Source organism: Pseudomonas ceruminis, from assembly GCF_021602025.1.
Classification (GTDB): Bacteria; Pseudomonadota; Gammaproteobacteria; order Pseudomonadales; family Pseudomonadaceae; genus Aquipseudomonas; species Aquipseudomonas ceruminis.
Genome location: NZ_BQHW01000035.1, coordinates 23,529 through 44,129 on the forward strand (window position 1 = coordinate 23,529; position 20,601 = coordinate 44,129).

Here is a 20,601-nt window from a genome sequence, read left to right on the forward strand (position 1 = left end):
TCGTGATGCACGAAGATCTCTGCTCAAACGTCAGCTACTACTCTGATCTGAATGCATCCCGGCTACAGAGCGCAAAGACCAACTAGCGTCCCGAGGCACAGAGCTGAAGGCGGCGCGGTCAGGAATTGCGGCAGCACTTTTTCCAAAGTTTGGCTAAATGACCCTGCCTATCAGCTCTAATAGGCAGGGTTAGAAGTCAATCCGTCACTGCTTGCGAATGCCTACGATCGTCGCTGTGCCCCCATTCATTCGGAAATCGAAGCTGACCTTGTCGCCTACCTTGAGTCCCTTGAGTTGCTGCTCGGTAGCGCTGAAGCCCATGGTCATTGCCGGCCATTTCAGGGCTGATACTGGTCCATGCGCCAAGGTAACTTTACCTGGTTCCAAAGCTTTGATGGTTCCCTCAGCCGATGCAGTCGGAGCCGCCTGGCTGCCTTGGGTCTCGTTGCCTTCCATGGGCATATTCTTCATATCCGTGCCATACATGTCTTGGGCCTGCACCGCCGCCGCAACGGCGAACACCAGGCCAGCGCTGATCAGTAGCTTCTTCATCGGGTTACTCCTGTTTGGGGGTTATCGTGTACAGCGAGTCCGCGGCGCCTGACGAGCCAGTAAGCCGCAGGGATTACAAATAGTGAGAGCAAAGGCGCGGTGAGCATGCCGCCGACCATGGGTACAGCGATCCGGCTCATGACTTCGCTGCCGGTACCGCTACTCCAGAGGATTGGCATCAAGCCTGCGACGATCACTGCTACGGTCATGGCTTTGGGGCGGATGCGCTGCACGGCCCCTTCGCGGATAGCATCCAGAAGCGCAGGTTGCCCCTGCGTACCGTTGCCGTTTCGTTCAGTCCAGGCATTGTTGAGGTAGATCAGCATGATGACTCCAAACTCTGCTGCGACCCCAGCCAAGGCGATAAAACCGACACCCGTGGCCACCGACAGGTTGTAGCCCATCATGTACAGCAGCCATACGCCGCCGGTTAGCGCAAATGGCAAGGTAGCCATGATCAGCAGCGCTTCACCGAGGCGGCCAAACGTGAGGTAGAGAAGGACGAAAATAATGGCCAGCGTCGCCGGTACTACCCATGCTAAGCGCGCATTGGCGCGCTCCAGGTATTCGAACTGCCCGGAATAGCTCAAGCTTATGCCAGGATCGAGCTTCACCTGCTGATCGACTAGCCGGCGCAGGTCGGCAACGACGGAGGACAGGTCCCGTCTCCGCACGTCGATATACACCCAGCCCGAGGGGCGCGCGTTTTCACTCTTGAGCATGGGTGGACCGTCCGCAATACGCACCCGTGCCACGGTTCCCAGTGTGATTCGCCCCCCTTGGCTGGTGTAAATCGGTAGCTGCCGCAGGGCATCAACAGAGTCACGCCACTCCCGTGGGTACCGAACACTGATGGGATATCGCGCCAGGCCTTCTACGGTTTCGCCGATGTTTTCGCCCCCAACGGCGCCGGCAACAATCGCTTGGACATCAGCAATGTTCAGGCCGTAACGCGCTGCGAATTGGCGGTCGATATCCAGATCGATGTAGCGTCCACCGGTTAATCGCTCGGCGAGGGCGGAAGTCACCCCTGGAACCGTTTTGGCCACCTTCTCGATAGCCAGAGTCACCCGGTCGATCTCATTCAAATTGCTGCCGGCAACCTTTACGCCGATCGGGCTTTTGATACCGGTTGCGAGCATGTCGATACGGTTTCGAATCGGTGGGATCCAGATATTGGTTAGCCCAGGTACCTGCACGGTACGGTCCAGCTCTTCGATCAGCTTCTCAGTGGTCATCCCTGCTCGCCACTGATCCTTCGGTTTAAGTCGGACAGTCGTCTCGAACATCTCCAGCGGGGCCGGGTCGGTCGCTGATTCAGCCCGGCCCGCTTTACCGAAGACACTGGCGACCTCCGGTACCGTTCGGATCAGCCGGTCCGTACGTTGCAAAAGCTCAGAGGCTTTCTGCGCCGAAAGACCTGGCAGGGCAGTCGGCATGTACAGCAAATCGCCTTCATCCAGTGGCGGCAAGAATTCGCCGCCGAGCTGGCTCAGGGGCCAGACACTGCTGAGCAAAATCAACAGTGCACCCGCCAACGTGAGCTTTGGCCGGCGTAGAACGATCTCCAATGCTGGGCGATAGAGCCGTATCAGGGTTCGATTGAGTGGGTTGCGCTCTTCTGCCGGTAAACGACCCCGAATCCAGTACCCCATCAGCACGGGTACCAGGGTAACCGAAAGGCCCGCTGCTGCTGCCATTGCATAAGTCTTGGTGAATGCGAGGGGCGCAAACAGCCTTCCCTCCTGAGCCTGCAAGGTGAATACCGGTATGAAGGACAGCGTAATGATCATGAGGCTGAAGAACAGCGCAGGCCCGACCTCGACTGCTGCCTCAGTCATCACTTTCCAATGATCTTCGCCACGCAACGACTTTCCAGGGTGCCACGTATGCCAAGCCTCAACCCGTTTGTGCGCGTTCTCAATCATCACCACAGCGGCGTCCACCATCGCACCGATTGCAATGGCTATGCCCCCAAGCGACATGATGTTGGCGTTGATGCCCTGGTGGCGCATGACGATCAGGGCAATGAGGACACCAACCGGAAGCGAGACGATGGCGACCAACGATGAGCGCAGATGCCAAAGAAATGCAGCGCACACCAGTGCGACCACGATGAACTCTTCAATCAGCTTCTGGCTCAGATTTTCCACAGCACGATCGATCAACTGGCTACGGTCGTAGGTAGTGACCAGCTCGACCCCGGCAGGCAGGCTTTTTTCCAGCGATTCAAGCTTGGATTTGACGTGAGCGATGGCATCTTTCGCATTCTTGCCACTGCGCAGAATTACTACGCCGCCCACCGCTTCGCCCTGTCCATCAAGCTCGCCGATGCCGCGACGTGCCTCAGGGCCCAGCTGTACAGTGGCTACATCGCCCAGTGTTACGGGTATACCCTTCGCAGCCAGGCGCAGGGGAATGGCTCGGAAATCATCGAGTGACTTCAGATAGCCGGAAGCCCTTACCATGAACTCAGCTTCGCCTTGTTCGAGCACGCCGCCACCGGTTTCCTGATTGGCCTTGGCGATGGCGTCCGAAACCTCAACTTGAGTGATTCCCAAGCTGGCCATGCGCAGCGGATCGAGCACTACCTGGTACTGCTTGACCATCCCGCCTATCGTCGCCACTTCGGCAACGTCCGGAAGAGTTTTCAACTCGAAGCGCAGGAACCAGTCCTGAAGGCTGCGCAGCTGTGCCAGGTCATGGGTACCACTGCGGTCCACCAGCGCATACTGGTAGATCCAGCCTACACCAGTGGCATCGGGTCCGAGCACTGGCTTAGCGGACGCCGGTAATCGAGACTGAACCTGGCTTAGGTATTCGAGCACCCTGGACCGCGCCCAATAGAGATCTGTGCCGTCCTCAAACAACACATATACGAAGCTGTCTCCAAATGCTGAAAAGCCCCGCACTGTCTTGGCTCCGGGTACGGAAAGCATTGTGGTGGTCAGGGGATATGTCACCTGATTTTCCACGATCTGCGGTGCCTGCCCTGGGTAGGAGGTGCGGATAATCACCTGCACATCTGACAGGTCAGGCAACGCGTCGATCGGCAAACTGCGCAGAGAGAAAACGCCCCAAGCTACGGCAAACAGTGTTGCCAGCAGGACCAGGACGCGGTTGCCAACCGACCAACGAATCAGGTTCGCGATCATGGCTGGTTCTCCTGCTGGGTTATTTGCTCGATGACCATGCCTTCATCGCGCTCGCGCACTCCAAACCGGATGCGTTCGCCAACCTTGAGTCCGGCAATCAAGCGGGGATCTGCCACAGGGAAAGTCATCGTCATACCAGGCATGCCCAGCGTCACGAACGGTCCATGAGCGATGGTCAGCTGATTACCTTCTATTTGAACGATGCGCCCATTGGCCTGATGTAGAGCCGGCTGTACAGGTTGCGCAAGTGGAGCATCGCCAGCAGTAACGGCCTCGATACCTTTCAAGCTCGCTTCGGAGTCCAGCAGAAACTGCCCGGACGCCACAACGCGCTGGCCCGCCTGAAGGCCTCGCAGCACGACCACCTGGCCAGCACTTTCCTGGCCGAGCACTACTTCCACCGGCCGGAATCGACCTCCGTCTTCTGACACCATTACGAGATCGCGTTTCCCCGTCCGAATGATCGCCTCGGCTGGCACCAGTAGGCTGTCATCCTGTTGCCCGGACGGATGGAGGGAAACCTGCGCGGTCATGCCTGGGCGCAACCGGCCGCCGGGGTTGGGCAGTTCTATACGAAGCCGCAAGGTGCGGCTTTGCAGATCCGCATCAGCCAGCAATGCGGTCAGCTTGCCGGGAACAGGTTCGCCTGGGAACGCTGCCAGATTCGCCTGCACTGCCTGTCCTTCCTGTAGGCCTTGGGCTTGCGCTTCAGGTACTGCGGCCTCAAGCCAGACGTTCGCGATACCATTGATCTTCGCCAACGTTGCACCCGGTGTCATTGTCATGCCTGGCCGCAATTCCAGAGCCTGAAGGACGCCTGCTGTTGGGGCCAAGAGCGTTACCGAATTCTGGACCCTTCCCGTACGGTCAATCCGGTTGATAAGATCGGCAGGCATACCCGCCAGCAGTAGTCGTTGCCGAGCTGCAGCGCGCAATTCATTGTCCCCAGATCGCTGAAGCGCCAGGTACTCTTCCTGCAAGCCCGCCCATTCAGGCGTCAACACATCTGCCAATGGGGCGCCCTTGGCAACCACGTCGCCTGTAGCGCGGCCATAGGTGCGTTCGACGTAGCCACCGGTACGAGCCTGCAGAACGCTAAAATCCCGCTCATCGAAGGTAAGCACGCCGCTCACCTGGAGGGTTCGAGCAAGCTGCCCTTTCGCTACGGTAGCCAGACGGACCCCCAGGTTTTGTTGGAGCCCCTGTGAAACTTGAACTGCGGGGCTCACCTCAGCAGCGGTGCTTTCCTGGTACTTCGGCACCAGTGGCATGTCCATGAAGGGCGACTTGCCCGGTGCTGGAAAGTGCTGCTGGGGGTACATCGGGTCATACCAATACAGCACCTTCTGTAGCGTTTCAGGGGAGGCAGTGGACACCTGCCCACGCTTTGCTAGCTGATAGCCAACGCCACCGCCGATAGCCAACGCGGCCAATACCACAAGGCTGATAGTTGAATTTCTCATGCGCGCACCTCTCCATACGCGAAGTGCAGCCGTGCAGCTGTCGCGGCCAACTGTCCTTGCAGATCGATGTCTTGCAGTCGTGTTTCAACCCGCTGACGTCGAGCGGTGAGAACCTCACTTAAGGGTGATTTACCGGCTCGATAGTCAGCAAGGGCGAGGCGGACTCGATCCTCCGCTAGCGGTAACAATGTTTCACGGCTGCGCTGCACTGCTCGCTGCAATCGCTGGTAATCCGCAAGATCTGTCTCCAGCTGCGCTTTATGCTCACGCAATGCCGCTTCCTGTTCGTCCTCCAGTTGCCGGACTTGTGCGCGACGTGCCGCGATCATCGGGTCCTGCCGTGAGCCAGCGAACAAGGGCAGTTGGAAACTTACCTGCAGGCTCACCATATTGCTGAATTCAGGCCCGCGCCGCTGGTAATCCACCTGCCACCCCCAGTCCGACTTCTTTTCTGCCAAGGCTTGGTGCACTTGAGCTTGTGCTTCCCGCGTAAGGGCGTTGTAGGTCGCCAATTCTGGATGTGCATGTATAGCGTGTAGATAGTCCGGCGCGCTCACTGGCCAGCGCGGAAATGCTTGAGCTTGCGGATCAGCATCCTCTCCAATCCATCGCTTGAGTGCAGCCCGTGCCTGAGCGGCCTGTGTGAGCAGAACATCTTTTTGCTCATCGAGTTGCGCAGCTTCCTGGTCAGGAGCAAGTGCGTCGGCCGTCGCGCCGGTACCGCCGGCCAGGCGTGCGCGGATTGCTGCGGCCAACAGACGGTTTTCTTTGTAGAAGTCCTCAAACTGCTGCAGTTTCCGTTGAACGGTGTACGCCGCGACCCAAGCTTGGGCTGTGGCAGCACGCACTTTTAAGCGCTCGAACACCGCCTCTGCATCGGCTCGCTCAACGCTCGCTCGTGCCGTCTCAACTCGTGCCTCCCGCTTGTCCCGGTTTGGTACTTCCTGGGAGAGGCCGACAACCTGCATCGTCATGAAATCGCGGTTCATGCTCCAACGATCACTGCCGTCAACAGGAAGGTTCTGCACTCCTAGGTTGAGACGTGGATCAGGCAGCTCGCCTGCTGGGATCACAGCGTGTCGAGCGGCCGTCATTTGCTCTTGCCTGGCCTGGAGGATGGGGGCATTGCGTTCGGCAAGTTGAAGCGCTTCCTCCAGAGACAACGGTGTAGCCTGAGCCGGTAACGTCGACAACAGGCTGATCAGAGCGGCCAGACATGCCATCCCTAATCGGTAACGTGGGGGAGTCATGGAAATGATTCCTCAAAAAATCAGCGCGCAAGCGCATGCCATCATCCGGCTGCAAAACAGGACGATGGGGTGAATTTAAGAGGTAATCAGGCGCGGGGTGGCCGCCAAGGGTCAGGAGGCGCCCTGTTTACGAGGCTCACCGCATAGGTATCTACTGGCCTAGGCGCAGAATAGGTGAGCGTGGGGTTAATTATTTCGACCTGAACTGTGCTCGCGGTTCTACACTCCTGGCCCACTTTGCAGGCTTTGGAGTGGTCGGCAGCTGATCCTGGATCAGTATCCTGGCAACAATCGTGATCCATCCCCGCCATCATCTCCATCCCCATGGTTTGCATGGGGCATGGTTCAATGGCTGAGTCGACTCCCGCCATGCCGTTGAGAGGAAGCGATGCGATTAGAAGCAGGATGGTGAACAGTCGTAGGAGCCGGTTCATGATGGCCGAGTATAGGTTACACGCATGAAATGAGCATTAAGCCGTTTGAGGCTTGGAAGTGGATTGTTTGGCGTGCGGCAGAGCGATGTGAAAACTCGTCACGCCGTCAGCGGAGGTACACCAAATTCGCCCACCATGAGCCTCGATGATCGAACGCGTTATGGCCAGACCCAAGCCGGCGTTGCTTGGGCTTCCTTCCCGCCTTGCAGGGTCAGCGCGATAGAACCGGTCGAAGATTTTGTTGATATGTTCCGGATCAATCGTGGCCCCATTGTTCTGGACGGACAGGTTCACTTGATCAGCCGCCTCGACAATCCGGACGGCGATATCGTGGCCTTCGGGGGTATAGCGCAAAGCGTTGGATAGAATGTTGGAAACCGCCCGGTCAATCATTAGCCGGTCACCACGGATCGTACCTTCGCCTTGAAGGGCAAGCCGAATGCTTCGGTCTTCGGCTGCAAGCTGGTAGTACTCAATCAGTCTGGACACTAGCCCGACCAGATCGATATCAACCTGCTCGGGGATGATCAAGCCGTTATCAGCTTTTGCCAGGAACAGCATGTCATCGATCATGCGCGACATGCGCTTGAGGTCTTCAAGATTGGAGTAGAGGTTGTCTTCGTAGGCATCGAGGTCGCGTTTTTTGGTCAGAACGACTTCGGTATGCGTCAGAAGATTACTTACCGGAGTCCGCAGCTCATGTGCGATGTCGGCTGAGAAGTTTGATAGCCGGACGAACGCGTCTTCCAGGCGTGCAAGCATTCCGTTGAAGGAGAGGATCAGCTCCTGCAATTCAAGCGGCACGGGCTCCAATGGAATTCGCTCGCGAAGGGACCGGGCAGACATGGATGTCGCCACCTTGGTGATCTGCCCAACCGGCCGAAGACCGCTCTTGGCCACGATCCACCCCAATCCTGCACTAACCAGAGCGCTGATGACCAAGCCAATGCCGAACCACCATTGCAGCGTCTTGAAAAAGTGGGCATGGCTGGTGACATCCAGCATCAACATGACTGTTACCGGCGCCTGCGCCTGCGCTATAGCCAGTTGAGAGGTAATCCCCCGGAAGTTCCGCGAGTCGATTTGCCAGTCCCAAACGGCGCCAGAAGAGGCCTGCTTAAAGCGCTCAGGGATGCGGGATGCCTTGGAGTCCGAGAACAGGACAGTACCGTCAGCATCAAGAATCTCCGCAGAAAGGTCCTGATGAGCCCCCAACAAAGCACGCAGTTGAGGCTCCTGATCCTCAAGTTCATCACGTGCTGCTGAAAGTGAAAGGATGTGCCGGGTGGATTCGAGTTTCTCGGCCAGGGCTTGCTCATCCAGCATCTGGAAATGGTGCTGACTGAGCATGTAGAAGCTCACGCCGGCAACGACCAATACGGCGATGACCGCGAACATGAACATGAGGGTAAGGCGTTTAACGAGCGACGATTGGGCGCGCATTACTCGGGAACATCCATCAGATAGCCCATGCCACGAACTGTATGTATGAGCTTGGGGGCGAAATCGTCATCAATCTTGGCCCGCAACCTACGAACAGCAACCTCGATCACGTTAGTGTCGCTGTCGAAGTTCATATCCCACACCTGCGATGCGATCAGGGACTTCGGCAGTACCTCGCCGCGTCGGCGCATGAGTAGTTCCAGTAAGGAGAACTCCTTGGCTGTGAGGTCGATCCGCTTGCCATTTCGGGTGGCCCGGCGCTTAAGCAGGTCTACCTCCAGGTCAGCCATCTTCATAGTGGTCTGAGCATAGCCACTGCTGCCTCTTCGCAGCAAAGTGCGCACACGCGCTAGCAGTTCCGAGAATGCAAAGGGTTTGACCAGGTAATCGTCAGCCCCGAGTTCTAACCCTTTCACGCGATCGTCCACGCCATCACGGGCCGTCAAAAACAAGACTGGGACCTCTTTCCCTGCCGCACGTACCATCCGCAGCACCTCCCAGCCGTCTAGCCCCGGCATCATTACATCAAGAATCAGCAGGTCATACGCCTCGCTCAAAGCGTATTGCAGCGCGTCGGTCCCTGTGACCACACGATCGACGGTAAAGCCTGCCTCCGTCAGCCCTTGCTGCAGGTAGGCCCCGATTTTTGGCTCATCTTCGGCTACGAGTAATTTCATCTGCTGCGCCCCCTTGGATGCCCTTCAGTGTGCAGCAAAAAAGGCACCCAACCAGAAGCTGACGGAAAAGTAATGTCGGGCTCAGCTTGCTGACAGTGCCGGGTAGCTAGCTTGAGCACTGTGAACGGCGCCAATCAGGCGAAACTGACCCTTAGAGGAAACGCAAATGAACATGATCAAAGCGATTGTGATGGTAGTCACCTTCGGCATGGCGAGCCTCGCCCTGGCTGAAGGCGGCGCGGATGGCACCTTCGCCAGGATGGAAGCTGCACGTGCATCTTCCATGCAGGCTTACCAGGTTGCTCAGGAGAAAAAAGCAGAGGCTCCTGTTACCGCCCAAAGCCAAAAGCACCCCGGCCACGAGAGCTGCTGAGCTTAGCTTACAGAAATGTAATCACCCCGGAATCTGAACTATGTCAGCTTTCGGGGTATTGCCTCCCGCAATCCTTGTGCTTTGGCGAAAGTCTACGAGGCTTGGGGGAGCTCAATTGAAACCAGATGGCTGCGGATCCCGCAGTCTGGATATCAGCGATCTACCTGATTGGACGCAACGGCATGCAAAGCAAAACCACGAGACGTTCATTCGTCAAAGGCCTGGCTGCTACCGGACTACTGGGTGGGCTGGGCATGTGGCGCGCGCCGGTCTGGGCCGTAACCAGCCCTGGCCAGCCTAACGTACTGACCGGCACCGATTTTGACCTGTACATCGGGGAGCTCCCGGTGAACATTACCGGGGCAGCTCGAACGGCGATGGCCATCAACGGTTCGCTGCCAGGACCAATACTCCGTTGGCGCGAAGGCGACACGGTCACGCTACGGGTTCGCAACCGCTTGAAGCAGGACACGTCCATCCACTGGCACGGCATCATCCTGCCGGCGAATATGGACGGCGTGCCGGGTCTAAGCTTCCATGGCATCGCTCCCGACGGCATGTACGAGTACAAGTTCAAGGTCCACCAGAACGGCACCTACTGGTACCACAGCCATTCGGGCTTCCAGGAGCAGGTCGGTGTTTACGGTGCGCTGGTGATTGATGCCAAGGATCCAGAGCCTTTCACCTACGATCGTGACTATGTCGTCATGCTGAGTGATTGGACCGACGAAGACCCGGCGCGGGTTATGTCCAAGCTCAAAAAACAGTCGGACTATTACAACTTCCACAAGCGCACCGTTGGCGACTTCGTCGACGACGTGAGCGAGAAAGGTTGGTCTGCTGCTGTGGCCGATCGAAAGATGTGGGCCGAGATGAAGATGAGCCCAACCGATCTCGCTGACGTGAGCGGGCACACCTACACCTACCTCATGAACGGCCAGGCGCCAAATGGGAACTGGACGGGAATCTTCAAGCCAGGGGAGAAAATCCGGCTTCGCTTTATCAATGGCTCGGCGATGACCTATTTCGACGTGCGGATCCCCGGCTTGAAAATGACGGTTGTCGCAGCCGACGGTCAGTACGTTAAGCCAGTGTCGATCGATGAATTCCGGATTGCCGTTGCTGAAACCTACGATGTCATTGTCGAGCCTGAAAACGAGCAGGCTTACACCATCTTTGCTCAATCCATGGATCGCACCGGCTATTCAAGGGGTACCTTGGCTGTCCGTGAGGGCCTGCAGGCACCGGTGCCGGCTGTAGATCCAAGGCCTCTCATCTCCATGAGTGATATGGGGATGGACCACGGCAGCATGGGTGGCATGGATCACGGCAGCATGGCCGGTATGGACCACAGCAAGATGGCTGGCATGGACCACGGCAGCATGGCCGGTATGGACCATAGCAAGATGGCTGGCATGGACCACGGCAGCATGGCCGGTATGGACCATAGCAAGATGGCTGGCATGGACCACGGCAGCATGGCCGGTATGGACCATAGCAAGATGGCTGGCATGGACCACGGCAACATGACCGGTATGGACCAAAGCAATATGGCCGCCAGCGGTGCCATGCAGAACCATCCCGCCTCCGAAACAAACAACCCTCTGGTCGATATGCAGACCATGACCCCTACGCCAAAGCTGAGCGATCCGGGGATCGGGCTTCGCGATAACGGGCGTCGGGTTCTCACGTATTCGGATTTGCGTAGCACCTTCATCGACCCTGACGGCCGGGAACCTGGCCGGACAATCGAACTGCACCTTACCGGGCATATGGAAAAGTTCGCTTGGTCCTTCGATGGGATCAAGTTTTCTGACGCAGAGCCGCTGCGGCTCAAGTACGGCGAGCGCCTGCGTATTACCTTGGTCAACGACACCATGATGACTCACCCCATCCATCTGCACGGCATGTGGAGTGACCTGGAGGATGAGGACGGCAATTTCATGGTGCGAAAACACACGATCGATATGCCGCCTGGCTCGAAACGAAGCTATCGCGTAACCGCAGATGCACTCGGGCGCTGGGCCTATCACTGTCACCTCATGTACCACATGGAGATGGGCATGTTCCGAGAAGTCCGCGTGGACGAATGAACTGGAGATACGAGATGAGCAAACCAATGAAACGAAGCGCCTTTTTCCTCTCTGCCGCGATGGTTGGCCTGCTCGCGGTGTACGCCCCGTCTTCCTGGTCCAGTGACAACCATGATCAGCACTCTCAAAAGTCGTCCAACGCGGCGCAATCGAACGGCTCGAAGAGCAAGCAAGCCCAGGGCATGAACCATGAAGGCATGGATCACGGCTCCATGAAAGGCATGGATCATGGCTCTATGGAGGGCATGGATCATGGTTCCATGGAAGGAATGGATCACAGCAAAATGATGGAATCGCATGGCAGCGACAAAGCTAAGGCAGGGAAAAATGGCCAATAGCGTTGCACGACCATCGCTGCTGGCATTCGCCGTTTCTTTAGGTGTGCTGGGCGTTTCGCCCAGCTTCGCCGCTGAAATGGATCATTCCGGAATGGACCACTCGGCAATGGGCCACGATGCCATGCAGATGGACCACGCCTCATCACAGGCTGCGATGCCGGGCATGGACCACAGCCAGATGGGCGCGAGCAAGCAACCCACGCAACCTGCACCCGTTGATCACAGCAAAATGGGCCATGGCCAGCCCAAAGCGAAACCCGCCTCGATGGACCACAGCAAGATGGACCATGGAAGCATGAAAGGCATGGATCACGGGTCCATGGAAGGCATGGATCATGGCGCGATGGGTCATTCCACGATGGGAAACGGGAACGCTGATTCGCCGACCCCGACCAGCCGTACGCCAATCCCGGTGCTGACTGATGCCGACCGGCAGGCTGCCTTCCCCCCGCTTGACGGGCACAAAATGGATGACAGCGGGTTCAACAGCTTTTTCTTGCTAGACCAACTGGAATACCAAGATGCCGATGAAGGTAGCACGCTTGCTTGGGATGCATCCGGCTGGGTGGGCGGCGATATCAATAGGCTCTGGATTCGCTCGGAAGGTGAACGAACCAATGGTGTGACTGAAGATGCTGAGCTGCAGCTCCTCTATGGCCGCTCGGTAAGCCCGTGGTGGGATGTTGTCGCCGGCGTCCGGCAGGATTTCAAACCGGAGGATCCGCAGACCTGGGCTGCGTTCGGTATTCAGGGCCTGGCCCTGTATGACTTCGAAGCTGAAGCCACCGCCTTTATCGGCGAGAACGGTCAAACCGCTGCCCGTCTGGAGGGCGAGTACGACATCTTGCTAACCAATCGTTTAATTCTTCAGCCAACCGCTGAGGCCAACTTTTATGGCAAGAACGACCCGGAACGCGGCGTCGGCTCTGGCCTGGCAAACACCGAAGTCGGGCTGCGGTTACGGTACGAGATTGTTCGCCAGTTCGCGCCATACATAGGTGTCACCTGGAGCCGTTCCTACGGCAAAACCGCCGATTTCATTCGGGATGAAGGCGGGGACGTGGACGAAGCTCGTTTTGTGGCCGGTATTCGGATGTGGTTTTGAGAACTCAACATGAAAAAAACAATTACAACGCTGGTGGCGGCAGGTGCTGTTACTAGCGCAGCAGTGCTAGGTGCTGCTTACTTCGGTCTCGTGAACGTTGGTGCGGACGACCCACACTTCCCCGCTGTGCATGCGTTTTTGGCCATGGCGCGGGATCGCTCGATTGAAGTCCGAGCAAGCGACATTGAGGTGCCAAACCTTAAAGATCCTGCTCTCATCCAAGCAGGGGCAGGCAACTACAACGCCATGTGTATCGGTTGCCACCTCGCGCCAGGGGTGGAGAAAACTGAACTCAGCCAAGCCCTATACCCATCCCCACCAAACCTCACCGAGATAGGTGTAAGCGGTGACCCTGCTGCTGCGTTTTGGACCATCAAGCACGGTATCAAAGCGACAGGCATGCCAGCCTGGGGTAAGAGCATGGACGACCAGTACATCTGGGGAATCGTCGCGTTCCTGGACCAGCTACCGCAACTCAATGCTGAGCAGTACCAGATGATGGTCGCTTCCAGTGGTGGTCACCAACATGGCGGTGGCGAAAGCGATATGCATAACCATGAAGGCCAACACGGTGGTGCGAAATCAGGTCATGGAAATCATGATGATTCCGCAGCAAACGGCGTGGCTGAGGAAAGTCATGATCATGGCAGTTCGCATTCGGAGTCTTCATCAGTAGCGGAGCACCACGGTGAACACGAGTCCGGCGAGGCGCACTCGGACCACCACACAGGTTCTACTCCCAAAACCCATGTGCACAAAGACGGGAAGGAGCACACTCATGACAAGTAAGCGCCGCTTCCTCGGTTTAAGTACCGCAGCGTCACTTCTAATCGCCTCAGCCGCCTTTGCTGCGGAGCCCCTGACTATCGATGTGCACCGGGACGCTAATTGCGGTTGCTGTAAGAAATGGATAGCGCACTTGGAGGCAAACGGCTTCAAGGTCGTCGACCACGTTGAAACGGACATGAGGGCGGTGAAGCAAGAGCTAGGAGTAGCTCCGAGGCTGGCTTCGTGTCACACCGCGGTTATCGATGGCAAGTTTGTGGAAGGTCACGTCCCCGCAGCCCAGGTGCAGGAGCTCATAAAGCGCAACGACCTGGCAGGCGTCGCGGTACCTGGCATGCCCGCTGGCTCACCAGGTATGGAGGTTGATGGCATGAAACACGCCTATCAAGTCATCGGCCTCACCAAGAGTGGGGACGATCAAGTAGTTGCCAGTTATCCTGACACGTAATGCAAGATGCCCCGGGGGAAGGGCTTCTGCCGGCCAGCCGACCAGCTGCAGCGCTGGTCGTGGTCAGCTTACTCCAAGACTTACCCTGTCCCTTCGGTCAGTTTTGACCTCTACAGTTAATTCCAGCAGAGCGATATTCGAGGATTTTCAACTCACCTGTTGAGTCCTCGTAATTCATCTGTGTCGGCATCACGTCGCAGCTACCTTTGAGCGAAGTCATACTGATAACTCTCGCCACATCCAGTTTCATTCCGTAGCGATAATGGATCACTTCAGGTGGTTTTTTTCCATTGGCAGCGGCGTAGGCACGCATTGCTTGCTCATTTGCCTGAATCATCTTTCCGTGTAAGCGATCAGATCCTCCTTCAGCTAAAGCGGATGAGGAGGCGATTACGAGCATGAGGGCGGCAATGCTTTTAGCGGTGTTCATTTCTGTTACTCCATGAAGACATGAGTGAAGCTTACCGACTGGGAGCTGTCATCCACGTGATCCAGGAATTACATGTTTGTAAGCAGGCTATCGATAATGATGGCTCTGAATACACGTGAAAGCCGCGTCGTTTCAGGCTGCGACAGTTTTAATTCTCTAGCGAATCAGTCTGAACCGGCGTTTTGGGTGATTGCGACAGTTTTGCGTTTCCTCTCCAAATGGCTGCAGGCCGCGAAAGACGGGACCCTCTAGCGACAGTTTTAATTCTCTAAATCCACCACCCGCAGAAAATTTCGTCACGCCCCAGAATGGGAATTTGCATTCGGGGCGCACCACGATTCATCTCGTGCCAGAAGCCGCCTGCAGTGCAATCAATTGGCGAGCCAAGACTCGACTACCTCAGCGCCATACTCGTTTTTCCAGGCCTTAAGCGTACGCTGATTACCACCCTTGGTCTCAACAACCTCTCCGCTGTGTGGATTCTTGTAGACCTTCACTTCGCGTGGTTTCCGAGAGGTTTTTGGGGCCATATCAGTGGAAGCCACCGCTTGCGGATCGAGGATCAGCACCACTTGGCGCAGGCCGTAGCCATACTCGTTGAGCAAACTGCGCAGCTTCGTTTCAAATTCCATTTCCTGCTTCAGGGCAGAGTCATTTTTCAGCGCTTCCAGCTCCGCCAGTTGGGCTGCGAGCTGTTGTTCGAGCAGGCGGAATTCAGCGAGACGGGACATAAGATTCTCCAAAATGGGTTCGATGATTTTAGCAATCAAGAAAGAAAGCGTGCTAACTATCTTGATCCCACATGCCTGAATCGGCAATCACGAGGCTGAGCGATCGGTGTGGATAAAAACGTGATGGCTTCAGGATCGTCGATCTGGGCGGCTTCACTTGCGAGGTAATCGATCAGCTTTTTGCTTCTTACCCAAACGTACTGCCGGCAAGCCGCGTTTGGAATGGATGGCCCCGCAACGGGGCGAAACCTGGCCTCCCAAAGGTGCTTGAACGCCTCCCTGGTCGACTTCCCCAAATACACCGCAATCTCCGGTCCCAAGATATAGCCACGCCTGAATCTGTCGATGGCTTGAGGCTTAACCATCAATTGCGTACGCCGGCCTCGTTCGACAGCAGTGCTCCATAGCAGACCCAGTCGAACGAACGCGTATGCGCATTGTTCTTTGACGCCTAACAGCGCAGCAGCCTTGACTACCGACAGGCCGGGAAAGACCGGACTCTTGTTCTCAGCTCGGGCTTGTTGCCACGCTGCAAAATCTTGCGGCTTGAGTAACCACGCCCCTACCGCAACCGAGCCATTCTCAGCTGGGCCGTAAGCGCGAAGTTCACCTGCACGTATTGCCTGAACCAACTCGACCAACCCACCCCCCTTGGGCAGAGAATGCTTGGCCAAGTAGTTGATCGACACCAGGCTCTGGTCAGAGCTGGTAGGCAGCTTCTCATCAATCAATTCGTTGATCGAGCGGCAGTCAATCAGCCACCTTTCGCCTGGGCGCGGTTCTCCACCAAAGAACTGGAGGGTACCACCAGCTAGCAGCTGCCTAACCCGATTGCGACAGAGGCTTAGCAAAGTCGAGGTTTCTTTCATATCAGCCACGCCCTGGAGATGCTGCGAGATTGCCTTCAAATGATCCAGGTCCACGACCGTAAAGACTCGATCTTCATGGACCTTCTCCCGATAGGCGATTTGTCCCTCCTGATGAAGGCGTTTTATGACTGATACCCCGAGACCACAAGCTTCAGCAGCAGAATCGAACGACACCCAACGATGTCTCTCAATCGTCTCCTCACTCAAATTGCGATTTCGCTTCGCTAACGGTGCTTCCCACGCATGCTGCAGAAATGATTCGAACTCTCGACGAAGAAAGTCAAAACAAGAGTCATCCAGATCACGGTGGATGTCGTGGTATATCGGGCCGAACGATCTGCTGAGCGTCCAATGTTCGTTATCGGAATGGACTGCCTTGAGGCCACTCAGCAGTTCTCTGAATGCGAGAGGCCAGTTCATGAGAACCACGCCCGCCGCGTTTGCCATAAGCCGCGATATCTCTAGCGAACCCGAATCAGCAACCTTCAGCGGCTGGGTTCTTTCCGTAGGCAAACTTCTGACAGCGAGACGCGATGACAACTCGTGAAACTGTTCGTAGGTGAGGGCCGCCAATCCCGCGTCAGCTGGCAACGAGTCGGCGTAAAACCTATCTTCAAAGCCAGAGGTGAGCCAGGCGGCCGTATCACTCGCCGGCGCGATCTCAAAATTGGTCCCACTCAATGAGGTGCCACACGCTTGGCAACTATTCGCACTCATTGCGCTTGGATCGGTTTCCTTCAGACAGTTGGGGCACCGCCCGTGGAGTTCAGTGCCGTGGACAGAACACGTCGTAACCAGGGTCAAGCCCCAGCTTTCTCTCCAATAACCGGCTTCGCCCAAACAGATCGGACAGTAACGAGCGTGATGAGTCGTCCATAACTTGACCCCCTTGGGCCTTGGATCACGAAACTCAGCAGATACCGCAGGCCAGCTCAGTGGTCCTTCCATCATCTGCAGCCAGTCCGCAACATCGGTCTCGTCGGCTCGTGCAAAGGCGGTGAGCAGTTCCTTTCTGGGTAATCCGTTGGCTTTCGCCAGGCGCTGCAGGTACCCCAAAAGACTTTCGTCTTGGTGTGGTCGTGGGTTGATTAAAAGACCAAACATTCCTACACATCCATGAAATCGAAGACATAAAAATCAGGGGAGTAGAGCCGGGCCGATAAGCCCGGCCCTTGGCCGTCAGGTACTGCTCTCTTCGAACGTCTCAAACGGCTCCCGCTTCCCGAACAGAGGCTGGAAATTGAAGCTCGCACTGAAGGGGTTTCGATCCTCGGTGGCGTAGCTCCAAACCTCGTCTTCAAAAGCCTGGGCCAGCACAGGAAGTTCAATCCCGACAAGGTCCTGGACTTGAACCAGCCAAACAGCCCTGTCCACAATCTTGATGAGGTAGTCGATCAATCCATAGGAAGCCAGGTAGAAGCGTTTAATCATCGCTGGCTCTACAAAACTGATGGTTTGAACAGGCAGTTCGCCCTCGATTGCCTGCAACAACATCACGAAATGAAGAGACGTATTAGCGGAGAAGGTGAAGCGATCGTATGCCACCGTGGCCGAAAACCTGCGTCGCAGTTGCTCGTTTGCTAGCAGGAGATTTTCGGTGCGCTTCAGCCCAATCAGAACAAACGCGATACTGGTTTCATTCATCAGACTCTTGATCCAGTCTGCTGCCTCATACGCACCATTACGACGATAATCGACCAGGTGCTGCGCCTCATCGAGGACCAACATCTCCACGCCAAGGTTCTTCAGCAGCAGGACTACTCGCGCAAATTTAACCTCTGCCGAATGTCCTCGTGCCTCTGCGAAGGGATCCTTCAGCTCTGCCAAAATGGCTGCTGCCAGGTTCTTTTTGGTTGGAGACGAAGGCATCTCGACGAACAGAACTGTCCGCTTCTGTGGGTCATGGCTCTCCAATTCCTCCAATGACCGAATGTACTCCTTGACCAATGTGCTCTTGCCCACTCCGCTTGGACCTTGGATCAGCAACCCTTTACTTGCTCTGGTACGCCGACTATCGCCGTGGATATCGCCTAGTCGCGTCAACGCTCGCTCGACTTGAGGGCTGTGAATAAAACGATCGCGGAGCGTAAAGCTGTATTCACCATGCTCGTAGCATTCGTACAGATTGATGGCGTTCATGGCTTAGAACTCCCAGCAGGGCGACGAACCGAGACCTTGAAGGCTGCTGGCGGAATGTTAGGAATAGAGTCACCGGTCCATTCCAGTTCAGCGAGTACCTTGGGTGGAGGCGTGCTTTCGGTCACTCGACCCTCCTTGTCGATTTTCGCTATGGCAGCTGCGCGTCGTTTTCTGAGCGTCTGCGAACGGCGGGCCTCGTCTGCATCTTCCATAATTTCCTGGTAGCACCTGTGCGTAGCCTCGAAGCTAGGCTGCTCATTATATTTTTCTCGCAGCGCTTTCTCGGCAGCCTTCCACACCTCCCTGCTCTTACCGGCCATTCGCTCATCTTTGGCGGGCACTTTGAAGAACAAGTTTCTGAAGCGGTCGTGAACCCAAACGTGCCCGGCTTCGTCTCGATAGCGGACGTTTACCTTTTCTCCGTCTGCCAAACGCATACGGAGCTCAGCAAGTTCCGTAGAGTGGTAGCCCACTTTGGCAACCTCGATGCCGTAATGGTGAACCTTCACCGAGGCCCGCTTGGCCAGAATGCACTCCAACGAGTCCAGGTCGACGGGAAGGCTGATGACATGGTTCGCCTCGCTAGTCCCCCAGACTTGAGCCGGTGTTCTGTTGTCCAGCCCCCGATGAGGAGTCTGGTGGTAACCATCGACGATCCATTTCACTACCACCGCCTCCAATTGAGGGAGCGTGAAACATGCATTCTTCTCCGAGTCGTAATCGCCACGCTGCTGGATATTCGAGAAGGTGGTACCCGGGAGGTTGTGGATAAGCCCCAGGTTCTGTGTGCTGAAAAAGCGTTCGACGGCACCTTTCCTTTGAGGGGCCCTTGAAGCGGGATACATGATCTCGATACCCAACTCGTTGAATCCCATGATGAGATCGCCCGCGTGAAATTCCGCTGCGTTGTCTGGGACTATTCGAGCCGGCAGCCCACGTGCCCACCATTCATTTCTCACTTTCGGAAAGCGCTTCAGCAATTCGGCTTTTGGACGGATTGAGCGTTCGATCACACGAAGCACGGTTTCCGTATTTGGCGCCGACAGGTGGAGCAAATATCCCATCACCATTCGAGAGAAGCGGTCGAGGACGATCGTCAGATAGGGGCGCCCAATGCACAGCCCCGAGGTTTCATCCACAAGCTGGACGTCCAACAAGGTGTGATCAATTTCCCAACGTTCCAAAATCTCATGGACACGTAGGACACCCGCCGCAACACGGTGCTTCTTGTCTGCTGCGTGTTTTCCGAGCCTCTCCTTATCCACAAGGTACGGATCCAGCTTGGCGATGTACCTTCGGACAGTCATTCCGCTTGGGATCTTGAGCTGATCCGAAGGCAAACGACTTTTGTTCCTCTCTTTTATCTGATCCTCGAATTCTGAAACGACCACGCTGACCGCTGGAATCGTATCCTGCAGGTAGGTTTTATTAATCACCCCTTCAAGAATAACTTCGAGCTCTCCCTGTATCGCGGCAGCCCGACCCTTTTTGGCATGCTGAGGGATAAGCTTTACTACGTTCTGGCCAATGTATTTGGCTGCCCAACGTCGAATAGTGGAAACCGAGGGTGCGCACGCATCCCCAATCTTTTTGGCGATATCTCTAAGCTTCTTGATCATGTCTTCGTCACCCGGTAGCTTGTATTTACCGCGCTTAGTTAGGTCGTCCAGATACTTGCGTCGACGCAATGCCTCATCTCCATGTTTTTTGGGGAAGCATGAAATATCTGGAGGGACGTTCCGCACATACGGAACCCTCCCAAGGTATGGCTGATCAGCGGAGATCTCGATCTCGCGCTTCTCGTAGGCCTCATAGAACTCCTTCTCGGATAGCTTCGTGGGCTCACCAAGCTCATCGAAAAAGAGCAGCTTCCGGTCAATAAGCCTCTTCTCAAGCACCATCAGTACGCCACGAACGATGACGACCAATTTCACCCTAAGGGAAAAGGTTTGCATGACGGTGCCCCCCTTGCAGGAAGACCGGGGAGTCAGTGTCAATTGACCTATCAAGGTCAATGCCCACCACCCCAAGGCCTAACAAGCGCCAGGCTTTCCCCTCACCAACCACGTAGAGCAGATCTGCAACGGTCATAGGCGGCCATTCGTTGAAGGTCGCCATTACCTCCTCCAACGCCTGATGCGAAAGCTCTGGACCGCGCCGGTGATACATCAGCCTTCTAAGATTGGTAGTATGCGTACGGCCAAGTCATCTACCCAGCCCTGCAAAGCCAAGACATGGTGTGCACTTACATTTAAGTGGGCACCAGTTCTAGCCTTTTAAGCGGGTATTTCATGCAGCCAACACGCCGTTCCTAT

General features: G+C 56.2%; 17 protein-coding genes. 6 read left to right on the top strand and 11 right to left on the bottom strand.

What is annotated here, in order from left to right:
• Positions 1-204: 204 nt before the first annotated feature.
• The 6 genes from L6D80_RS26970 to L6D80_RS27000 all read right to left on the bottom strand — a co-directional run bounded on the left by L6D80_RS26970 (position 205) and on the right by L6D80_RS27000 (position 8,974).
• Complete coding sequence (locus tag L6D80_RS26970; RefSeq protein WP_011953092.1) at positions 205-552, bottom strand: copper-binding protein; 348 nt, start codon at positions 550-552, stop codon at positions 205-207.
• Entirely contained in the window at positions 549-3,707 is a 3,159-nt protein-coding gene (locus L6D80_RS26975) for an efflux RND transporter permease subunit (protein ID WP_011953091.1), read from the bottom strand. The genes L6D80_RS26970 and L6D80_RS26975 overlap by 4 nt, the downstream gene beginning before the upstream one ends.
• Entirely contained in the window at positions 3,704-5,170 is a 1,467-nt protein-coding gene (locus L6D80_RS26980; RefSeq protein WP_011953090.1) for an efflux RND transporter periplasmic adaptor subunit, read from the bottom strand. Before L6D80_RS26980 ends, L6D80_RS26975 begins: the two co-directional genes overlap by 4 nt.
• Positions 5,167-6,420: a TolC family protein gene (locus L6D80_RS26985; protein WP_011953089.1), complete on the bottom strand. Its 1,254-nt coding sequence runs from the start codon at positions 6,418-6,420 to the stop codon at positions 5,167-5,169. Before L6D80_RS26985 ends, L6D80_RS26980 begins: the two co-directional genes overlap by 4 nt.
• 470 nt (positions 6,421-6,890) lie before the next feature.
• Positions 6,891-8,297, bottom strand: coding sequence for a heavy metal sensor histidine kinase (locus L6D80_RS26995; protein WP_011953087.1), 1,407 nt, complete (start codon positions 8,295-8,297; stop codon positions 6,891-6,893).
• Complete coding sequence (locus L6D80_RS27000; protein ID WP_011953086.1) at positions 8,297-8,974, bottom strand: heavy metal response regulator transcription factor; 678 nt, start codon at positions 8,972-8,974, stop codon at positions 8,297-8,299. The genes L6D80_RS26995 and L6D80_RS27000 overlap by 1 nt, the downstream gene beginning before the upstream one ends.
• 166 nt (positions 8,975-9,140) lie before the next feature.
• Between L6D80_RS27000 and L6D80_RS27005 the strand changes: the two genes are divergently transcribed.
• From L6D80_RS27005 to L6D80_RS27030, 6 genes are all read left to right on the top strand, one after another.
• Positions 9,141-9,347, top strand: coding sequence for a co-regulatory protein PtrA N-terminal domain-containing protein (locus L6D80_RS27005; RefSeq protein ID WP_176516448.1), 207 nt, complete (start codon positions 9,141-9,143; stop codon positions 9,345-9,347).
• A 182-nt stretch (positions 9,348-9,529) separates the two neighbouring features.
• Positions 9,530-11,440 (top strand): copper resistance system multicopper oxidase, encoded by a 1,911-nt coding sequence (locus L6D80_RS27010; protein ID WP_023377932.1) that lies wholly within the window; start codon positions 9,530-9,532, stop codon positions 11,438-11,440.
• 14 nt (positions 11,441-11,454) lie between these two features.
• A complete protein-coding gene (locus tag L6D80_RS27015) occupies positions 11,455-11,778 on the top strand; it encodes a hypothetical protein (RefSeq protein WP_012269845.1) in 324 nt (107 codons plus the stop codon).
• Complete coding sequence (locus tag L6D80_RS27020) at positions 11,768-12,883, top strand: copper resistance protein B (RefSeq protein ID WP_070091301.1); 1,116 nt, start codon at positions 11,768-11,770, stop codon at positions 12,881-12,883. Before L6D80_RS27015 ends, L6D80_RS27020 begins: the two co-directional genes overlap by 11 nt.
• Before the next feature lie 9 nt (positions 12,884-12,892).
• On the top strand, positions 12,893-13,672 hold the full coding sequence (locus L6D80_RS27025; RefSeq protein WP_011953081.1) for a c-type cytochrome: 780 nt from the start codon (positions 12,893-12,895) through the stop codon (positions 13,670-13,672).
• Positions 13,662-14,117, top strand: a complete 456-nt coding sequence (locus L6D80_RS27030; protein ID WP_011953080.1) for a DUF411 domain-containing protein — start codon at positions 13,662-13,664, stop codon at positions 14,115-14,117. Before L6D80_RS27025 ends, L6D80_RS27030 begins: the two co-directional genes overlap by 11 nt.
• Positions 14,118-14,214: 97 nt before the next feature.
• Here the strand turns inward: L6D80_RS27030 and L6D80_RS27035 are convergent, their stop codons facing one another.
• The 5 genes from L6D80_RS27035 to L6D80_RS27055 form a co-directional block, all read right to left on the bottom strand.
• Positions 14,215-14,547 carry a DUF2790 domain-containing protein gene (locus L6D80_RS27035; protein ID WP_011953079.1) on the bottom strand — a complete coding sequence of 111 codons (333 nt, stop codon included), beginning with the start codon at positions 14,545-14,547 and terminating at the stop codon, positions 14,215-14,217.
• Positions 14,548-14,918: 371 nt separating this feature from the next.
• Positions 14,919-15,278, bottom strand: a complete 360-nt coding sequence (locus tag L6D80_RS27040) for a histone-like nucleoid-structuring protein, MvaT/MvaU family (protein ID WP_010951431.1) — start codon at positions 15,276-15,278, stop codon at positions 14,919-14,921.
• A 56-nt stretch (positions 15,279-15,334) separates the two neighbouring features.
• Positions 15,335-17,251, bottom strand: a complete 1,917-nt coding sequence (locus tag L6D80_RS27045; protein ID WP_010951430.1) for a TniQ family protein — start codon at positions 17,249-17,251, stop codon at positions 15,335-15,337.
• Positions 17,252-17,326: 75 nt separating this feature from the next.
• The gene (locus L6D80_RS27050) at positions 17,327-18,286 is read right to left on the bottom strand and encodes a TniB family NTP-binding protein (RefSeq protein WP_010951429.1); all 960 of its coding nucleotides are present in this window, start codon (positions 18,284-18,286) and stop codon (positions 17,327-17,329) included.
• On the bottom strand, positions 18,283-20,241 hold the full coding sequence (locus tag L6D80_RS27055; protein ID WP_176516981.1) for a DDE-type integrase/transposase/recombinase: 1,959 nt from the start codon (positions 20,239-20,241) through the stop codon (positions 18,283-18,285). Before L6D80_RS27055 ends, L6D80_RS27050 begins: the two co-directional genes overlap by 4 nt.
• Between the last annotated feature and the right edge of the window lie 360 nt (positions 20,242-20,601).